11 protein-coding genes and 1 pseudogene are annotated in these 17,302 nt (G+C 42.8%); 9 read left to right on the forward strand and 3 right to left on the reverse strand.

Features of this window, described 5'->3' with window-relative positions:
* Positions 1 to 151: 151 nt before the first annotated feature.
* Entirely contained in the window at positions 152 to 691 is a 540-nt protein-coding gene (locus tag ACKTT2_RS20030; protein ID WP_407890116.1) for a hypothetical protein, read from the forward strand.
* A gap of 229 nt (positions 692 to 920) precedes the next feature.
* Positions 921 to 1,361 carry a hypothetical protein gene (locus ACKTT2_RS20035; RefSeq protein WP_407890118.1) on the forward strand — a complete coding sequence of 147 codons (441 nt, stop codon included), beginning with the start codon at positions 921 to 923 and terminating at the stop codon, positions 1,359 to 1,361.
* Between the two features lie 603 nt (positions 1,362 to 1,964).
* On the opposite strand, the gene ACKTT2_RS20040 is transcribed toward ACKTT2_RS20035, so the two are convergent.
* Positions 1,965 to 3,080 carry a HigA family addiction module antitoxin gene (locus ACKTT2_RS20040; protein ID WP_407890120.1) on the reverse strand — a complete coding sequence of 372 codons (1,116 nt, stop codon included), beginning with the start codon at positions 3,078 to 3,080 and terminating at the stop codon, positions 1,965 to 1,967.
* Positions 3,073 to 3,399 (reverse strand): type II toxin-antitoxin system RelE/ParE family toxin, encoded by a 327-nt coding sequence (locus ACKTT2_RS20045; RefSeq protein WP_407890122.1) that lies wholly within the window; start codon positions 3,397 to 3,399, stop codon positions 3,073 to 3,075. Before ACKTT2_RS20045 ends, ACKTT2_RS20040 begins: the two co-directional genes overlap by 8 nt.
* A 183-nt stretch (positions 3,400 to 3,582) precedes the next feature.
* Here ACKTT2_RS20045 and ACKTT2_RS20050 point away from each other — a divergent pair, with 183 nt between their 5' ends.
* The 3 genes from ACKTT2_RS20050 to ACKTT2_RS20060 are packed head-to-tail and all read left to right on the forward strand — an operon-like array spanning position 3,583 to position 11,195.
* The gene (locus ACKTT2_RS20050; protein ID WP_407890124.1) at positions 3,583 to 4,908 is read left to right on the forward strand and encodes a restriction endonuclease-related protein; all 1,326 of its coding nucleotides are present in this window, start codon (positions 3,583 to 3,585) and stop codon (positions 4,906 to 4,908) included.
* The gene (locus tag ACKTT2_RS20055; RefSeq protein ID WP_407890126.1) at positions 4,901 to 8,413 is read left to right on the forward strand and encodes a pPIWI_RE_Z domain-containing protein; all 3,513 of its coding nucleotides are present in this window, start codon (positions 4,901 to 4,903) and stop codon (positions 8,411 to 8,413) included. Before ACKTT2_RS20050 ends, ACKTT2_RS20055 begins: the two co-directional genes overlap by 8 nt.
* On the forward strand, positions 8,400 to 11,195 hold the full coding sequence (locus ACKTT2_RS20060) for a pPIWI_RE module domain-containing protein (RefSeq protein WP_407890128.1): 2,796 nt from the start codon (positions 8,400 to 8,402) through the stop codon (positions 11,193 to 11,195). Before ACKTT2_RS20055 ends, ACKTT2_RS20060 begins: the two co-directional genes overlap by 14 nt.
* 205 nt (positions 11,196 to 11,400) lie before the next feature.
* Here the strand turns inward: ACKTT2_RS20060 and ACKTT2_RS20065 are convergent, their stop codons facing one another.
* Positions 11,401 to 12,531, reverse strand: coding sequence for a glycosyltransferase family 4 protein (locus ACKTT2_RS20065; protein WP_407890130.1), 1,131 nt, complete (start codon positions 12,529 to 12,531; stop codon positions 11,401 to 11,403).
* Between the two features lie 178 nt (positions 12,532 to 12,709).
* Here ACKTT2_RS20065 and ACKTT2_RS20070 point away from each other — a divergent pair.
* From ACKTT2_RS20070 to ACKTT2_RS20085, 4 genes and pseudogenes are all read left to right on the forward strand, one after another.
* A pseudogene (locus tag ACKTT2_RS20070) lies at positions 12,710 to 12,856 on the forward strand (ABC transporter ATP-binding protein); the annotation flags it as partial.
* A 117-nt stretch (positions 12,857 to 12,973) separates the two neighbouring features.
* Positions 12,974 to 13,870, forward strand: coding sequence for a YihY/virulence factor BrkB family protein (locus tag ACKTT2_RS20075; protein WP_407890132.1), 897 nt, complete (start codon positions 12,974 to 12,976; stop codon positions 13,868 to 13,870).
* 209 nt (positions 13,871 to 14,079) lie between these two features.
* Positions 14,080 to 16,830 carry a hybrid sensor histidine kinase/response regulator gene (locus ACKTT2_RS20080; RefSeq protein WP_407890134.1) on the forward strand — a complete coding sequence of 917 codons (2,751 nt, stop codon included), beginning with the start codon at positions 14,080 to 14,082 and terminating at the stop codon, positions 16,828 to 16,830.
* A gap of 43 nt (positions 16,831 to 16,873) precedes the next feature.
* The coding region (locus tag ACKTT2_RS20085) for a response regulator (RefSeq protein ID WP_407890135.1) at positions 16,874 to 17,302 on the forward strand (429 nt) is incomplete at its 3' end.

Genomic DNA, 17,302 nt, shown 5'->3' on the forward strand with positions numbered 1-17,302 from the left:
AAGTGAAGCTAGTTAGTCTGACTAATCAAAATTTTAGTTAGACCAACTACGCTTACACTGACTCAACCTCATTCCTCCGTTATAAGGAGACGAAGACAAATACCCGTTCATTCAACTTGCAAAAAAACTCATCTTTTCACAGGAGATAATCATGGCAACATTCACAGCCGCAAATTCACTCGAACAACTAGAAATGTTCTCTGAGGCAGACATAGAAAGTATTGAAACTGAGTCATTAGAAGCCGAGATTGAATCTCAGCTAGAGGAAAACTTAGAAAGTGTATCTTTCGAGAGTGTAGCTGAAGATGTAGAGGCTGAGATGGAGGGAGACCTCGAACGTCGTACTCCTAGCAGTTATGTAAATCGACAACTAACAAAAGTGTTCGCAGTTTTAATCAAAAAGGCAGTGAAAAAAATCACCAGCAACCCGAGAACTCGTGCCAAACTGCAAGCGGCTTGTCGCAAAGGTCCCAATGCCGTCACTCAACTGTTGACTCCAATCATTACTAAGACATTGCCAACCCATTTTAGATGGATGTCTGCCATTTTTGTTCCTCCAATTGTGGCTCGCCTTTTCTCTGCTATTTGCAAGCAAGCTGGGTTAAAGCCAGAAGAAATTCCAGCAGGAGCAGAATTTTGGTGGCTTGTCCCATTTATCGGTGGGTCTTTGTTTGCTAGACGCAGAAGATAAAATCACAAAGATGGTAAAAGGTGCTATTTAGTCTGAACGTAATTTTCATTCGGATGTAATACACAGTAGGGGCAGTACGTAACCCTGTCCCTACAAAAATTATTACTCCAATACAATGCATTCTTTGTGGATGAGAAAGGTTTAGGTCAATAACACGCTTGTTAAGGTCAAATATTTGGCATATTTCGCAGATGCTAACAGACAAACTCAACTTCTTTAGGAGTAAATTATGACAACACAGAAAGTCGAAAACTTGGAATTGTTCTCAGAAGCAGAACTAGAAGCCCTAGAATTGTTACCAGAGGAATTAGAGGGCATTGAATCTGAACTACATCCCAACTTGGAAAGTATATCTTTAAAGGAAATAGCCAAAGATTTAGAAGCTTATTTCGAGGGAGATATTGAACAAGCGGGGTTGGAACGAGGAGGTAGAGGTGGTGGTCGCGGAGGTAGAGGTGGCGGTCGCGGAGGTGGCGGTGGCGATCGCGGAGGTAGAGGTGGCGATCGCAGAGGTCAAGGTGGTGGTCGCCAAGATAGAACTAAAGGGACTTGCTATACGGGCAGAGGTTGTGACGGAAGGAGCATAGGCTCTTTTCAGCACTGTCACAACTGCAAGCAAAGAGGTGGGAAATCTATTAGGAGAAACTCTGGTGGGTGCGAGAGGTGTTAATGATAGCCGCATCTCATGGGCTGTAGACGCACCAAAAGCTCTGAGTCATACCATTTCACGAAATGATTGCTACACACGATCCCCCTTAGCCCGCCTTTTATATTGGTTTCGCTTACCCCACCTAAATTAAAATTATGGGTGGGGACACAGCGAGACATTTCTGTTCAATTCTTGCTCTATCTTGCTCAATCGCTGGGCAATATCTGCTAAGGTTACTTCATTATTGCTGGCTTGTATCATAAGTATAAATTTATTACTACCTATAATATATAGCAGTAGGTAAGGCTAAAGCCCACCAAAAACTCTAATGGTGGGCTTTAGCCCTACCTACTTGTATTCATAAATCAAATAAGATTGCTATAGCAATTCTAAATCATTCATTAGGAGTTAGATTCCCGACAACTTCTGCAAAGTCGGGATTCTGGAAGAGTCCCATCTCATTACTTTAGTCATTAATGATTCTTCTATCACTCAAGATATACTATGTACAAACGAAAACGCTGTTGTTACTATGGTTGAGCCTCGCTCTATTTTGGTAATGTGTGCTATGTCTGGAGCAATCGCCACTGGTAAACTTCGCTCTGCCGATCCAGCAGATGTGTTTTAACTCTCCCGTTCATTAAACACCCACTCAAACTTTTGTTTCAAGTCATTGTAATAATTGGGCGGTAAAACTCCATCATGCTGAAGTCTCCCAACCACAATTCCTGGTGCTATACCTATTTCAGTTGCAAACTGCAAGATGTCTGCTTTATTCCTTTGTTGGTTTGTTGTCAAAAAACGCTTCAACTCAGCAGGGGGAATGAGAATATCCGCAGCGAATTTATTTGCTTCCTGCTCATGTTCTTCTTCTTCGATACCTTGAACGCTTTTGCCCTCAAGGAAAATATCGCGCTTGCCATGTAGCAAAATGTGTCCTGCCTCATGGAAAAACGAAAACCACAAATGGTCGTTAGTCTTGTAGCGCGGGCTAAGCTGAATCAGCGCCTTATTAGGATTCAACCAACGAGTCGCGGCATAGGTTCGTGTCTTGGGAAGTTGCGGTACAAAAACTACAGCCACTCCAGCTTCAGCACATAACTGCACGATTTCTTGTTGAAAAATTTTCAGTGGTTTCGCAGTTAGAGAGCGGATTTGCTGTAGTGCCTTTCTAAACTTGTTGGCATCGTAGATAGCACAAGGAATCTCAGCTGCTTCAATTTCTCCGCGACGCAACCAAGCAGTAACGGCACTCAAGTCACTTTGGAATGCTTGTGATTTGCGGAAAAATACGTCAGTGCTGCACCATATTGCCTCCCATTGTTCAGGGGAGGCGACGGCGAAAAAATTGAGCAATTCTCCTAGTTGTTCAACCTTATCTTGATAGCACTGAATCCAGCCCAGCTGAATCATGGTTTTAACAGGAAATGCATTGAGCCAAGCAACTTGCTTTTGTAGGCGATCTTGTTCTTCTATCCTTGCTAAAGCTTCCCGATATCGTCTTTCGCGATTATTCCAAAAACTAGCTGGAATTCCTAAAACTCGCTCCAACTGTAATGCTGTCTCCGGAGTAATTGCTGCTTTTCCATTAATAATTTCGTTAATCGTTTTTTTTGGTCTACCTGTTCTTTCTGCCAGCTCTGCCTGGGACATCCCACGTTCTTCAAGAACTTCTTGAAGAGTCTCCCCAGGTAGAGAAACGTAGTTTGGCATATACTGATTTTGAATTTTGTTACTCATGTGTATCTTCTACTCCGAGTATTCTCACGGCAGTGATTTTAGTCCAGTCGATACCACCATCAGATGTTGTAGGAATTGGTTCATTTGCTGGTTCAAATATCAGCCGATATGGATGGTCTAAATCCAACGATAACTGACCTGTACGATCGTAAAGTAATTCGTGGCAACGTCCTGGAAGATTTCGCATATCTTCAAGTACATTAGCATCGCGTAAAGCATCTAGCCTTAGCCGAATCCGCTTTGCTCTAACACTACCGTGGTTTTTTTCGAGAAGCCTCTGGTCATTGCACTCTTTTTCAAATTTTTTGTTTTTAAACATTATGTCCATCTTACCACAAATTCTAAAAACTTGTTAACCCTAGAGGTTAACATATTTTTGACCATCAAGTTAATATATGATTTGAAACATTGGAAACATTATGGAAACATCGAAAAATTTTGTTGACCTATCAGTAAGGGGGTGTCAGTATTGGTCACACAAAGGCGAATAAAAGGGAAACCGATGAAAAAAGTTACTAGAAATAGAGACAAAATTCTGCAAGCACTCCGAGAATGGTTTCGTATCCACGAACAGGCACCCACTCTAGAAGAGTTGTGTGTTGAATTGGAAATGCAACCCCGTCAAAGAGCAACGCTTCAACGTTGGTTGCAGACAATGCGAGGCATTGATGTGGATTGGGATGATAATGTTGCCCGTAGTCTTCGTTTGCTCAACCCTGACCCGAAAATTGAAACTGGACTACAAATACCCGTAACGGAAACATTGCGGTATCTCGCAACTGGATTAGCAGAGTGGGAAAAACGAGAATTTATGAACAGAGCGCATATCCCAAAAGCCCTTCGTCTCGGAATGTCCCAAATGTATTTAACATCTTTACTACAAGGAGATGAACAAGCTCCTGCGAATATTCCAGAATTTTTTAACTGGGCAAAAAATCCAGTTGCTGAGTGGAAACCCGCAACAGAGATTAAACATCTTTCGTCGGAAGTCACCTTGATAGAAGACGGCTCAGTTTCCGACTTTGCCTTGCAATGGCAGGTTACAGGTTCTGAAGTAGAAATGCAGGTACAGGAAAAAGTTCTGCAAGATGTTTGGGAATACTGCCGCGCAAACCAGCTAGAAGAGCAATACGTAGCTCTGCGGAAGCTGATTATCGAGTGTCCTGTTCTTCCTTACCCTGAATTTCGTCGCATCCTATCGTCAACTGAACTGAGACCCCTGCGCGATTTTTTACTGCAAATTTATGTCGATCTAGTTGATTTTGTAGAAGACAAAACCTATTACTTTTGTCCGCGTTGTAAGTACGTTATGTACCGATACAAAAATAGTTATATTTGCCGGAGTCATACGTGTGAACAAATAAGTGCTCGATGCCATCTTGCTTGGTTACCGACTATTTCTAGAGATAATGCAGAAACTTTAAAAGTTGTCAACCCTGGCGTACATCGTTATGGAACTCTTCCTGGACTTTGGGAACTAGAATTAGCACAAGCACTGACTCAGCGGGGCGGGCGCGTAACGCTTTGGCCAGAAATTGATGAATTTGATTTACTTGTCGAGTTCAGTAAAAAAGTCTGTTGGGCAATTGATGTCAAAGATTGGTCATATCTGGATGAGGGGCGTTTGGAGAAAGTCAAGCAGAAATTACAGTATCGCTCTGATTTTACAGAAACCTTTGTCGTTTTTCCGAATGAGCGAGAACAAGTGTTGCGGGTTAGAGTGCGACGCGAACAACTTGAGCCTACATTAGGTGGTTTGCGCCTACGGTTAATTAGCGAAATCATCGAACAAGCTGATAAGATTCTGAACAAGAACCAATATGCGTGATATTTCCAATTGGAGCAACGAATTGTGTAAAGCTCTGCATCAATCAGAGGACTTAAAACATCATGTGCAATTTAATTTACGCGATGCTAACACCAAAGTACAGCAGCGAGAGATATCACGTTTGGCTCGATTGATTGCTGATGTGGAATTGGGGATAACTTTACTAAGGGAGGTAGCTCCAGAAGAGTCAGCGGCTTCTGTATCAGCTTTACTTTCGGGATATCGCTTTCCAGTCCCTGCACTTGAAAGTAGCGATGAAAACTGGCTACTGGTACAAAAAGCCCGCTTTTATCTTGTACGTCGTAAGGGTAAGCAATGGGAACGCTGTCTTTCTGAATACATTAACATCCCAGTAATGATTAGAATCTTCAGATTAACAGACAGTAGCAATGTTCCGCAATTGATTCCATGTAGCACCTATCCCAATCGCTTACAACTGTATTGTCGAACCCTTTCCACAACTCCACAGCATCAAACACGAAAAGTTAAACTAGCCACTGCTGGGCATTGGTATGCCAAGATTTTTCATAAGGGAAAATCCCCTATAGAGGTTCCTATCAATATTTCTGAAACTATTGCAAATCTTGCTCTTTCACCACAAATATCTTTTCAAAGTACACGCTCTCAGAGGAATCGTCCTCACACAGTTAACTTAGAGGAGTTGCGACAAGATGCTCGGGAAATGGATGCAAAACTTCTCCAAGCAGGGTACAACTCAGAAAATTATGATGAACGCCTCCGAGGAATTGCCCTACAACTCTACAATAACTTGACAAATGACTTCAAACCTAGTAATGAGTTTCAACTAGAGCGACTACTCCACATTGTTGGTTTATTGAACGTGGGCAAATCCACACTGCTGGAAGTTCTCATTTATCACTTTACTAAGCAGGGGTATCGCTGTGCATTGATTGTTAATGATGTTGTCACCGCCGTGCGCCTCGCCTCTCTATTTCAAGAAGGTTTGGGAATTCCTGCGGCTCCTGTATTGGGAAGCGATCGCTTTCAACAATTGGAAAAAGTCTACAAATCAATTTTAGTAACCAAAGGTGAGGAAATTGAAAAAGGAGCCAACCATCCAGCATGGCGTTGGTTTAGCCCTGTTTGTCCCATACTCGCTTTGGTACAATCTGAGGAGAAATGGGAGTTTGGCAACGAACCATGTCACAATCTTTACCAAAAATCTAATTTTCCCCAACAACGTGAAGACGAAGATTTATATGAGTGGGCAGAGGATGACGCCGAAGATAAACATACATGTCCTTTATATTACAAATGTCCGCGTCACGAACTAGAACGGGATATTGCTACAGCTAAGTTATGGGTATTAACCCCAGCTAGTCTCATTCATACCCGCGTTCCCCGTCAATTACTTGCTGAAAAATTGACTTTTGCTGAAGTTATTTACCGAGAGTGTAATTTTCTCTTTGTTGATGAAGCCGCTCGGGTACAGGTACAGTTAGATGAAGCTTTTGCGCCTGATGAAGTGTTGTTAGACAACTCAGAAAACTCATTTTTGAATAAGTTGGGACTGAATCTTGCACCTATTTACAATTCAAACCGTGTCAGTATGACGGCGTCGTGGTTTGAAGCGTGGACAAACGCTCAATATGATGCTCAAAAAGCGATTAACAGGATTTGTCCCCTTCTTTATAAACAAGCAAAACTGGTTGAATGGCTGGGAAACGATCCTTTTACTGGTCATTCTCTGTTTGCTCGCATTATCAGTGAACTTGATAACCAACTGCAAGAAGAAACCCAGATAAAAAAATCTAAGCATACTCGCAGTCAACGCAACAAAGCCCGACAATCAAAAGTTTTAGCTGGGTTAACTTCTGTTGAAAAACGGAAACAGCAACAACAATACGTCGAGGAGTTTAGGGAATTTCTGCAAGCACCTCTCAATCGCAGTCGGGGAAAAGAACTGGCAAATATAGCTTTAAGTTTACTCAGCACGGAAAGTGAAAGCTGGGTGTTACAAGAAGTTGGCGAATGGTGGTTGCGATGGCTGCAAACACACAATTTACCAACACCAGATGAGATTAGGTTTGAGGAACTCAAACTCAAGACTCACTTTGCGATTCTTGTCACAGTATTGGACAATAGATTGGTCTTTTTAGTCGATAACTTAAGTACAATCTATCGCTTTATCGACTTACATGACACAAGCCTCGCGCTTATATATCGCCCATCTCGGGATTACTTACCTGTTATACCATCTGCTCCTATTGGTAATATTTTGGGCTTCAGGTATACACGCGATCGTGCTAACAAAGGTGGTAAATTAGAGTACTTTCGCTACGTCGGTGTAGGTCGCTACTTGCTCCTTAATTTTCCCACGCTTTTTGTAGTTGACGATTGGGATGGACCGCATACAGTGCTTATTTCTGGCACCAGTTACGCTCCAGGAAGCCCAGCTTATCATATTCGGGAACAACCGAAGATATTGCTAGAAACTGCTGCCAACAATCACACTACAGATAATGCAGGGATAGGCAAAAGCGAGTTTTTCTTCAGTCCTCAACGGAATCTAGTAGAAGAGTATATCGCTTTGTCTGGACTGCTACCTACTGCTAGAAAAAAAGCAGTTGAGGAGATGGTGAAAGCTATTTGTTACAAACCCGGACAAGCAAAAAGCTTTCTTGATGAGTTATTCGAGACGTTAGAAACAAAAGAACAGGAAGACTGGGAAAAATGGGGAAACAGAAAACGCCTTTTGCTCCTTACGAACAGTTACGATGAAGCAGAGTTAGTTGAAACCATTTTAAAACCGCTTTACTACCGCGTCGAAAACATTGATGACATTGCTGTCCTGCGTCGTGACAATGCTCCGGCTGAGTGGAGAGGTATTCGTCGGAGTCAAATTCGGGAACTCAAAGAACTCCCAACAAGGATTGTTGTTGCACCATTGATGGCATTGGAACGGGGTCACAATATTCTCAACGATCGACGGATAGCAGCATTTGGGGCGGCGGTATTCCTCTGCCGACCTATGCCTGTTCCTGATGATTGGCAAACGACTGTTCAGCAACTCAATGATTGGGCGTTGCAAAATGCTTCCAATCCCAGTCTTTACGATTCGCTTCTAACCTCTGGTGAATTTCTAACTTTAACAAAAGTTGAAGACAAATTTTACCAAGCAGCGATCGCGGAAATGATTGAATTGAACTGTCGGGGAATGTCTTTTAAGCAATTGACTCCAAAAGAACGTTCTGTTCTTTGCTGGACTCAACTGGTAAGTATTTGGCAAGTTATCGGTCGCTTGGTACGTGGTAATGTTCCCTGCATAGTCCATTTTCTGGATAAAAAATTTGCACCACAATCAGCCGAAGATGAACAAGACCGCGAATACACCTCCCTTTTGGTTGGCATTCTTAGTGAATTGCAAAACGCGCTGAACCCACAAGGAAAAGCTCCTTGGGAAACAACTTTGGCAACATCGCTCTACGGAGCATTTTTCAATGCACTTAAACAAACAAAAAAATTAGATTATGAGCAAAGTTAACAATATTCTCCCTGGAGCTTGGGAACCAAAGCAGGATGATGTGAAGTACGAAATTTTTTCTCTCCACGTTCCTACCGCATGGCAGCAAGTCGCTCAATCTTTAGCTTCCAAGCGTGCTAATGGGGGCTTTTCAAAATATTCGTCTGTTCCAGTTTCCTCTGTTGACCCCATTATTACCGCTAGTTTCCCCCAAATTATCAAAACCCAACGTTTTGGTTGGCAACGTCCTGGCATTCCTTGGTTGTTTGCAACCGAAGTTGTGAATATCGCCTTGTTGCCAATATTTGTTAAAGATTGGTTGCGAGAGGAATTTAGTTGGTGCTTGGGGGAAGAAGAGGTTGATTCTCGTCTTGAAAATCTCAACGATGATGATTGGTGTTGGGAAGAAGAACCAATTACCAATCCATTCTGGTATCAACAAGACAGTGAATATAAAATTGATTTTCGTTTTCAGGTTTTACCAAATTATCTTGCTAAAGAATTCCTCAAAAATCCAACTATCTGCTTCGATGGAAATGCTCCATATCAACTCACATTTTACCAAGTCGTTAGGCTCGACCAAGGAGCCGAACTTATGTCATGGCCTCCTCATCGGGTTCCACTCATTAAGGTTGTTAAAGAAGAAGATATCAAGCAAGAACAAGTAATAGGCGAAGCATACATCTCGTTTGTTATTCAATTCAAACTACACACAGTTCCTTGGCGGAGTCAGCCGATGATTTACCATCAGCTTTCAATTCGACGTTGGATCGCTGAACCTTTAGAACGTCTCCCTTACCGAGGTGCTAGTGCATACATTGGTGATAATCGACGCTGGTTAGATGGCTTAGACCAACCATTTTGTTTTATTCCTCTAGCTATGAAGCGCCTGGGAAGGAAAGCGCAATGGTCTAGAGCCATCAGCGAACTGTTGAAAATTAACGACTCCTCACTCCCTGAGCCTGAAGCTCTAGCACAACAACCAAAGTACAACTGGTCGGCATTTGGTGAAAATCCCACTGGTATACAAGTTGCGATCGCTTACGATACCCGACATCGCGGTGATGCTCCTTGTATGCCTGGTGTCAGTCCATTGGACTTAGCTAGTTTGGATCGAGCTATTCAAAATAGGGTTGAGCAAAAAAATTTTCCTGTTAGCCGAGTGGGTGAGGCGATAATGATATCAGGCAAATTTGTGTCTTTTTGGGAACCTGGAAAACCACAAAAGAGGGGTAGTAAAGAACCTAAAAACCGTGATGATTTATCTACTCCGATGCTGCGAGCAAAAATCGTTATACCAGCCACCTTTCGCTCTACTGAGAATCACTTGTACTCAATACTGATTTTGTGGGAGACTCAAGAATGTCGAGATGCACTGATTGCTGAAATTTGTGAGTTATTTTCCTTGTCATTAAAAGGGGAAACGACAACATATGTAACTCCTACTGGAGCACAAGGGGAAGAAATCATTTATCAAGGTTCTCATGGTTCTCTACGTATCAAAACTCAGCACGTTCAAGACCTTACCCAAAAACTTGATATCGATTCCTCGATCAAAGCCAACAATCGGCAACAAAAGCGCGTTAATTTGATGGATGAACGCATTAATAAGATTAAGTCATCCTTGCCTAAACCAGAAGGACTAAGTGGAGCATTAATTGAAATTAGACCAAAGAAATCATACTTTCCCCCAGAGTCTGACCCCAAATTAGCATTACGAATTGGAGCAATGAAAGCTGGTTATGTTAATCAGCACTTCCACGCTTTGACTGGACGTATGAAGTGGGAAAAGGAGCGTGACCAAAATCGTGTGCGACGAGCCGTAACAGACTTACTACGTCAATTCGGGATTCTACCTGCTCCCTTAATCGATCCTGAAAAAGATGGCATAGAATCTAATATGTGGCTAACTTGCTTTTATATTTTACGTCGCACGCGAAAAACAACCGCTAGTAACAAGGCTGCTACAGTAGCACTGATGGTACGAGTTAACCCTATCAAAGGGACAGTACAACTGACGACCCCTTCTTTATTCCCCACATGGGTTTCGTATCCAGAGGCATTGGAAGACCTAGTTTATGAAAAATGGAACCCTGATTTCTATGCTGATGAACAAAAGTCAAGTGATATCAAACAAGAGCAAAAGCTTCTCAATAAATTTGTTACTCATTGTTTACGAGATTGTTTAAGTACCCAAATTGAACAGCATCAATATCCCCGCGTACTATTTATGGCAGAAGCTCAAAATGCCCGAAAGATGTTGACATGGCTACACAACCCTGAATTGCCAGCCAATGGTTTACCTAAAGGACTTGATTTAACAGAATCAGAGACAAATCGTTTGTGGATGGTACGGTTGAGAGTTGCTAACAATGATGAAGTTCCGGTTGCTATTGTCAAAGATTCTCCTAGTAGCAGAAGTAGTATAGGTGGTATCTTTCGCTGGCAAAATGTATGCGATCGTGCCGAGAATGCAGTTTATTTCAGTTTACGCAAACTCCTGAAGACAGAGCAGAAATTATTACGCCGATCGCAGTCTCGGCTGGATAATGGTAGCAGACCAGCTGGCAATCCTAAACTTTTAGAAATCGCTATTGTACATTATCCAGGAATTGAACGCGATAAACTAGCTGGTTTTGTCCACAGTCTTAGAAATCGCTGGCCTTATTTTGCAGATGATGTTTCTTTGCCGTTTCCTTTTCCCTTTGCTACATTAGCCAAAGAGTATGCGGTAAGTACTAAGGATGAGGTGGAATTAGAAGATTTAGAGGAACTCGAAGACGTGGAGGAATTTCTTCAGTAACAGGTAGTAGTTAGTCATTAGTTATGCAAGCTGCGAATTCGTGAAACTAGGCGTAGGTAGGGAAGACAGCCCACCAATATCGAACGTGCGGCATAGCCCTACCTACAAAAATAGTTAACAAAAGTACGCAACAATATTGGTTTTATCTTCCAACACCGCAATTTGCTCAAGTGTCTCACTGCCTGCGGTAATAACCGTATGTCCCTCAAACTGCATCCAGAAATTCTCCTTTTAGGCGCGATGACTGGGGTATACTCATGGCGGTAGCAGGGACTTTCAATTTGTGCAAAGGTCGATTTTGAACAAACTTTGACGCTAACATTTGACGATAGACAGCCTCATAGCCATCTGTCATGTTTTGAACGTTAAAGCGGTTGTCAACATAGGTACGACAGGTGTAACGGTCTATCTCTGCAACTTTCCTGACAGCTTGAACGCATTCTTCTAAATTATTGCACAAAAAGCCTGTCTGCTCGTGGGCAATTACCTCTGGCGTAGACCCAATGTTCATTGCAATCACGGGTGTACCCGCTACCATTGATTCAATCATCACCAAGCCAAATGGTTCTCGCCAGGTAATGGGAAATAGGGTTGCGATCGCTCTACCCATAAGTTCGTTTTTCATGTTGTGGTCGGCTTCACCTAAATACTGAATTTGCTGACCATCAATGAGAGGTTGAACTTCTTTTTCAAAAAATTTTCTATTAAACTCATCCACTTTACCTGCCATCCTCAATGGTAAACCCACCTGTTTAGCAATAGCAATTGCGAGATGAGGACCCTTTTCTGGTGACATTCGACCTAGAAAAGCTAGATATGGTGGATTATCCGGAACGGGATAAAATTTATGGCTATTGACATCAATAGCATTGTAAACTGTTGCAGCGTAATTTAGAGCTAAATTTGATTCTCGTTGGGAATTAGAAATACTAACGTATGGTTGAGAGCGTGCGTGTTGAAATAGTTTTTCGTTATCAGGTGTAAAAATTCCGTGTAATGTATGTATTGTAGATGTTTTTACTAAATTTGCATAAGTCAATGCAGCGTAGCCCATATGAGAGTGAATGATATCGAATTCCTGCGCTTGCTCGTACACCCAGCTCAATTGTAAGGACTCATAAACGCTATATTCTTTTACCTCTGGATCGAGTCTTATAGCTACGGGATGAACGGATTTTAATTTAGCAAGAGTCCGAGAATCTCCCGATGCAAATAGCGTAACTTCATGTCCGCGTCGAACCAGTTCATCAGTTAGTAGCCCCACGACTAACTCAATACCTCCATAAGCTGGAGGTGGAACCCTTTCCCATAAAGGGGCAACTTGAGCAATCCGCATAATTAAACTCCCAAAATGTTAAGCGGAGATGTTAAAAAGAACTTTATTTTTTTTGCTCCACCCAAATCTACTGCTCAAAGAAAGATAGTTATCTTAGTCCTAAGAATGAAATTACTTTGGGTTGCTATTCCTTAAAGATTATGCCAATAGATAAGTGCGATCGAATCTTTTTTATTATGAAACAGGACGAGACGTGGTGGATATTATACAGCGCCTTGCTAAAGAAGAGGGCTGTTCTGTTCTCCTTGTGACTCACGACAACCGCATCCTAGACATCGCCGATCGCATTGTTCGCATGGAGGATGGTAGGATACAACAACAGTAGGGGATAGGGAGTAGGGAGTAGTTGGTTTTTCTCAAAGATAAATATTTGCGCTCACCTACTTAACAGTGGATAAATGAGACAGAATTCAAGAAAGTTGAGCTTGAAATATCTGATACAATGCTATCCACTCGCTTTTTTCGTTTCTTTCGCCACCTGAACTGGAAAATACTCAAACAGGTCATTGTAGAAACTGGCAAACAACGATTGTTCGGTCTATCAGCAGAAATGGCTTACAACAACCTGTTGGCACTGTTTCCCAGCCTCGTAGCGATTTTAGCTGCCATTGGGATGTTGGCAATTTCTCAAGAAACAGTTGACTTTTTACCACGCCAAGTCCTAAGCATTGCGCCCGAACCAGTTTTAAAGTTAATTGAAGAATTTCTTAGTACAATTAGACTCCCTCAAGGTGAAAAAGTAGTTTTCATAAGTTGTGCTGTTGCACTCTGGGTTGCTTCTGGTGCTATCAACACAGCTATGAGTGCTTTAGACCAAATTTATCAAATACCAATTAAGCAGCGACGCCCTTTTTGGTTGGCAAAAATCATCGCTCTCGGTCTCACACTTGGCACGATCTCCTTAGTCATGTCTGCCTCATTTCTGGCATTTGTAAGCGATTTACTTATAAAGTTTGCACTCTTATTCGGTGCAATTCCAGCATCTGGTATTCTATCAATTTGGAGACTTTTTAATTGGGTTTTAACACTTGCAATGTTAGCCGTAGCCTTTAGTTTAGTCTACCGATTTGGTCCGAGTCGATGGCGAAGAGGAACCCCCTTACTACCTGGAGCAATAATTGGTGCATTGCTATGGGAAACTGTTTCCAGATTATTTCGCACTTATATAAATCATTTCAGTGATTACAATCTTACCTACGGAACCCTAAGTGCAGGAATTGTGTTACTTCTTTGGCTCAATTTAAGTTCCTTATGTATGCTGCTTGGAGCACAGTTGAACGTGATTGTTGGCAAAGCTATGAGTGCGGATAATGTGCAGAAAAATTTTCGACGATCTTAGTTTCAGCCATCTTCGTAAAAAATTTCTGTTTCGGAACGGTGACCCCTAGGTAAGGGAGTTGCTTAAACGTTGCTGATAAATTGTAGTAAACGTTGTGATTCGAGTCAGTCAATTTGGGAACTATATCTAATGAAGGTATTGTCTAAATTCCACTGGTTGTGGAGTAGTGGCAGTATCTGTCATCCCTTAATGCCTAAGCTCTGTCAGTTATGAAGCAGAATTTCTCATACCAGCATACCAAAGCACTCCCCTTACAATGGGTATTAATTGTACCCTTTGTGTTACAAATTTTGGGTGCGGTGGGACTAGTTGGATATTTGTCATTCAAAAACGGTGAGAAAGCGGTTCAGGATCTGGCACAGCAGTTGACAAAGCGCACTAGTTACCAGGTAAATAGTCATTTGGATATGTACCTAGGACTTCCCCATCAAGTCAACCAAATTAATGCCAATGCTTTGCGTTTGGGATTATTGAAAGGGCGAGAGCGCAAAACCATTGGCAAATACTTCTGGCAGCAAATGCAAGTCTATCACCTAACCTACATTGCCATAAATCTACCCACAGGGGAGGCAATTGGTGCTGCTCGTTATGATGGCAAAACTGTCACCATCGATGATATAGCTGCCAAAACCCCCAGTCTGCCAAAGAATGTGACGACTTACTCGACAGATCGGGATGGTAACCCCACTCAAATCCTCGCCACCAGCACCTGGGATACTCTCAACGAAAGTACCTACACCAAACCCATCAAAGCTGGGAAACCCACTTGGACTAAAATCTACACTTACTACGATCCCGCCTACCCTCCCTACGTTGCAGCATCAGCAAGTCACCCAGTGTATGATGCCAACCACAAACTGTTAGGCGTTATGGTAATCGATATTCATCTGTTGAAACTGAGTGAATTTCTACGTAATTTAGAAATCGATCGCTCTGGGCAAGTATTTATCCTGGAGAGGGATGGGATGTTAGTAGCTAATTCTGCCAAAGAACAACCTTTCATAGTCGCCAACAAGGAAATTAAACGCTTTAAAGCAACAGACAGCCCCAATCCAGTCGTGCAAGAAGTAGCGAAGCAACTTCAACAAAGCATTCCCAACCTTCACACCCTAAGCGATCGTCAAAACCTGAAAATGAACATTCGAGGAGAGCCTTATCACGTGCAGATTGCTCCTTGGCGCGATCGATATGGCTTAGAATGGTTTGTTGTCACCAGCGTCCCAGAAAGCAGTTTCATGGGACAAATCAACGCCAACACCCAAACGACTCTTTGGCTTTGTGTTTTGGCGTTGGCTGTAGCAACGGTGCTCGGCATATTTACATCGCGTTGGATAGCAATTCCTATTTGGCGAGTGAATCAGGCAAGTCAGGCTGTGGCAGTTGGAGATTTAGACCAAATCGTCCCAGGGGGAAATATTCAAGAACTTAACGGTCTTGCCCATTCCTTCAATCAAATGGCAGGACGACTGCGCGATTCATTCGCTGCTTCAGAAAAAAGCAAGGCAGAACTAGAACAAAGGGTGGAAGAACGTACAGCAGAACTGCGACAGGCAAAGGAAACCGCTGAAGTTGCCAACCGTATTAAGAGCGAATTTCTCGCCAACATGAACCACGAATTGCGGACTCCACTTAATGGCATTCTCGGCTACGCCCAAATTCTCCAACGCGACCCCGCCACAACTACTAAGCAACTTAAGGGGCTAGGTGTCATTTACCAGTGTGCTTCCCACCTGTTAACGCTCATCAATGACATTTTAGATCTATCAAAGTTGGAAGTGCAAAAGATGGAACTCTATCGCCAAGACTTCCATCTAGCAAATTTCCTGGCTTCCACCGTTGATATTTGTCGCGTTAAAGCGGAGCAAAAAGGTGTGGAGTTTCATTACCAGCCCGCCGCGAACCTGCCTGTTGCCGTCCATGCTGACGACAAACGGTTGCGGCAAGTCCTGCTGAATTTGCTTAGTAATGCCGTCAAGTTTACCGACGTTGGCACGGTTACTTTTCGGGTCGAACCCGTTGATATGCCGACGGAATCGGATTGCATCCGCCGGATTCGATTCCAGATCAAAGATACGGGTATTGGTATTCCAGCAGAGAAACTCGCAACAATTTTCTTACCTTTTGAGCAGGCAGGGAAACGGGAACGCAATATTGAAGGGACTGGGCTGGGCTTGGCAATTAGCCAACAGATTATCGAGAAGATGGGCAGCACTATTCAAGTTCAGAGTATACTCGGTCAAGGGAGCTGTTTCTGGTTTGAAGTAGACTTGCTTTTGACTTCTGACTGGACGGTAGAACACGCGAACCATCAAAAAGTCATTGGCTATCTAGGCGAACGACGCAAAATTTTGGCGATCGACGATCGCCCAGAAAACCGCTTGGTTGTGGTCAATATGTTGGAACCTTTGGGCTTTAAGCTGGTAGAAGCAGACAATGGACTTGCAGGCTTAGAGACTGCCCTGCAAATGCGTCCCGATTTGATTATTACTGATGTACATATGTCTGTCATGGATGGTTTAGAAATGACCCGCCGCCTACGTCAATTACCTGACTTTGCCACCACTCCCATCGTCGCTTCCCCCGCCACTTTATCTCAGGTAGATATGCAGGCAAGTCTGGATGCTGGGTGTAGTTGCTTTTTTCCGAAACCAATTGAGTTTATGGGGTTACTCGCTGAATTACAACGACTCTTGCAGTTGCAATGGGTTTACGAAGCTTTACCAGAACGCACCCAAGCAGTTACTACCAGTGATGACGAAGAAATAGTGCTACCTCCGCTTACAGAACTCACAGCCCTTCACACTGCTGTTCGAGGTGGATTCATGACTGATGTGCAACAAGAAGCTCTCAGAATCAAGCAAGTAGCACCTGAGTATGCTGCCTTTGCCAATCGGGTTTTGGAACTCAGCCAAAAGTTTGACGATGAAGCAATTCTGAGTTTACTTGAACTGGTTGTGTAGTTGTCTAATTTATAACTTAACTCACTATATTATTTATGTAATTATGTCTGGAAATTATTTGACTCAAGATAACACTATTTTAATTGTGGACGACACCCCTACCAATCTGCAAGTGTTGTTCGATCTGCTAAGCGAACAGGGCTACCGAGTGGCGATCGCTAAAAGTGGTGAAACTGCCCTGCAACGCCTGCAAATCTCCAAACCTAACTTGATTTTATTAGATGTCATGATGCCAGGAATTGATGGTTTTGAAACCTGTCAACGCCTCAAAGCCAATCCCAGCACTCGCGAAATTCCGGTAATTTTTATGACTGCTCTTTCTGACTCAGTGGATAAAGTCAAGGGCTTAAGTTTGGGTGCAGTGGATTACATCACCAAACCGATTCAGCATGAGGAAGCCTTAGCACGCATTCGAGTTCATCTGCAACTACGGAATACCATTTGTGTCATGGAACAGCGCACGGATGAACTC

Source organism: Scytonema hankhaensis NUACC26, from assembly GCF_045865695.1.
Taxonomy (GTDB): domain Bacteria; phylum Cyanobacteriota; class Cyanobacteriia; order Cyanobacteriales; family Nostocaceae; genus Scytonema.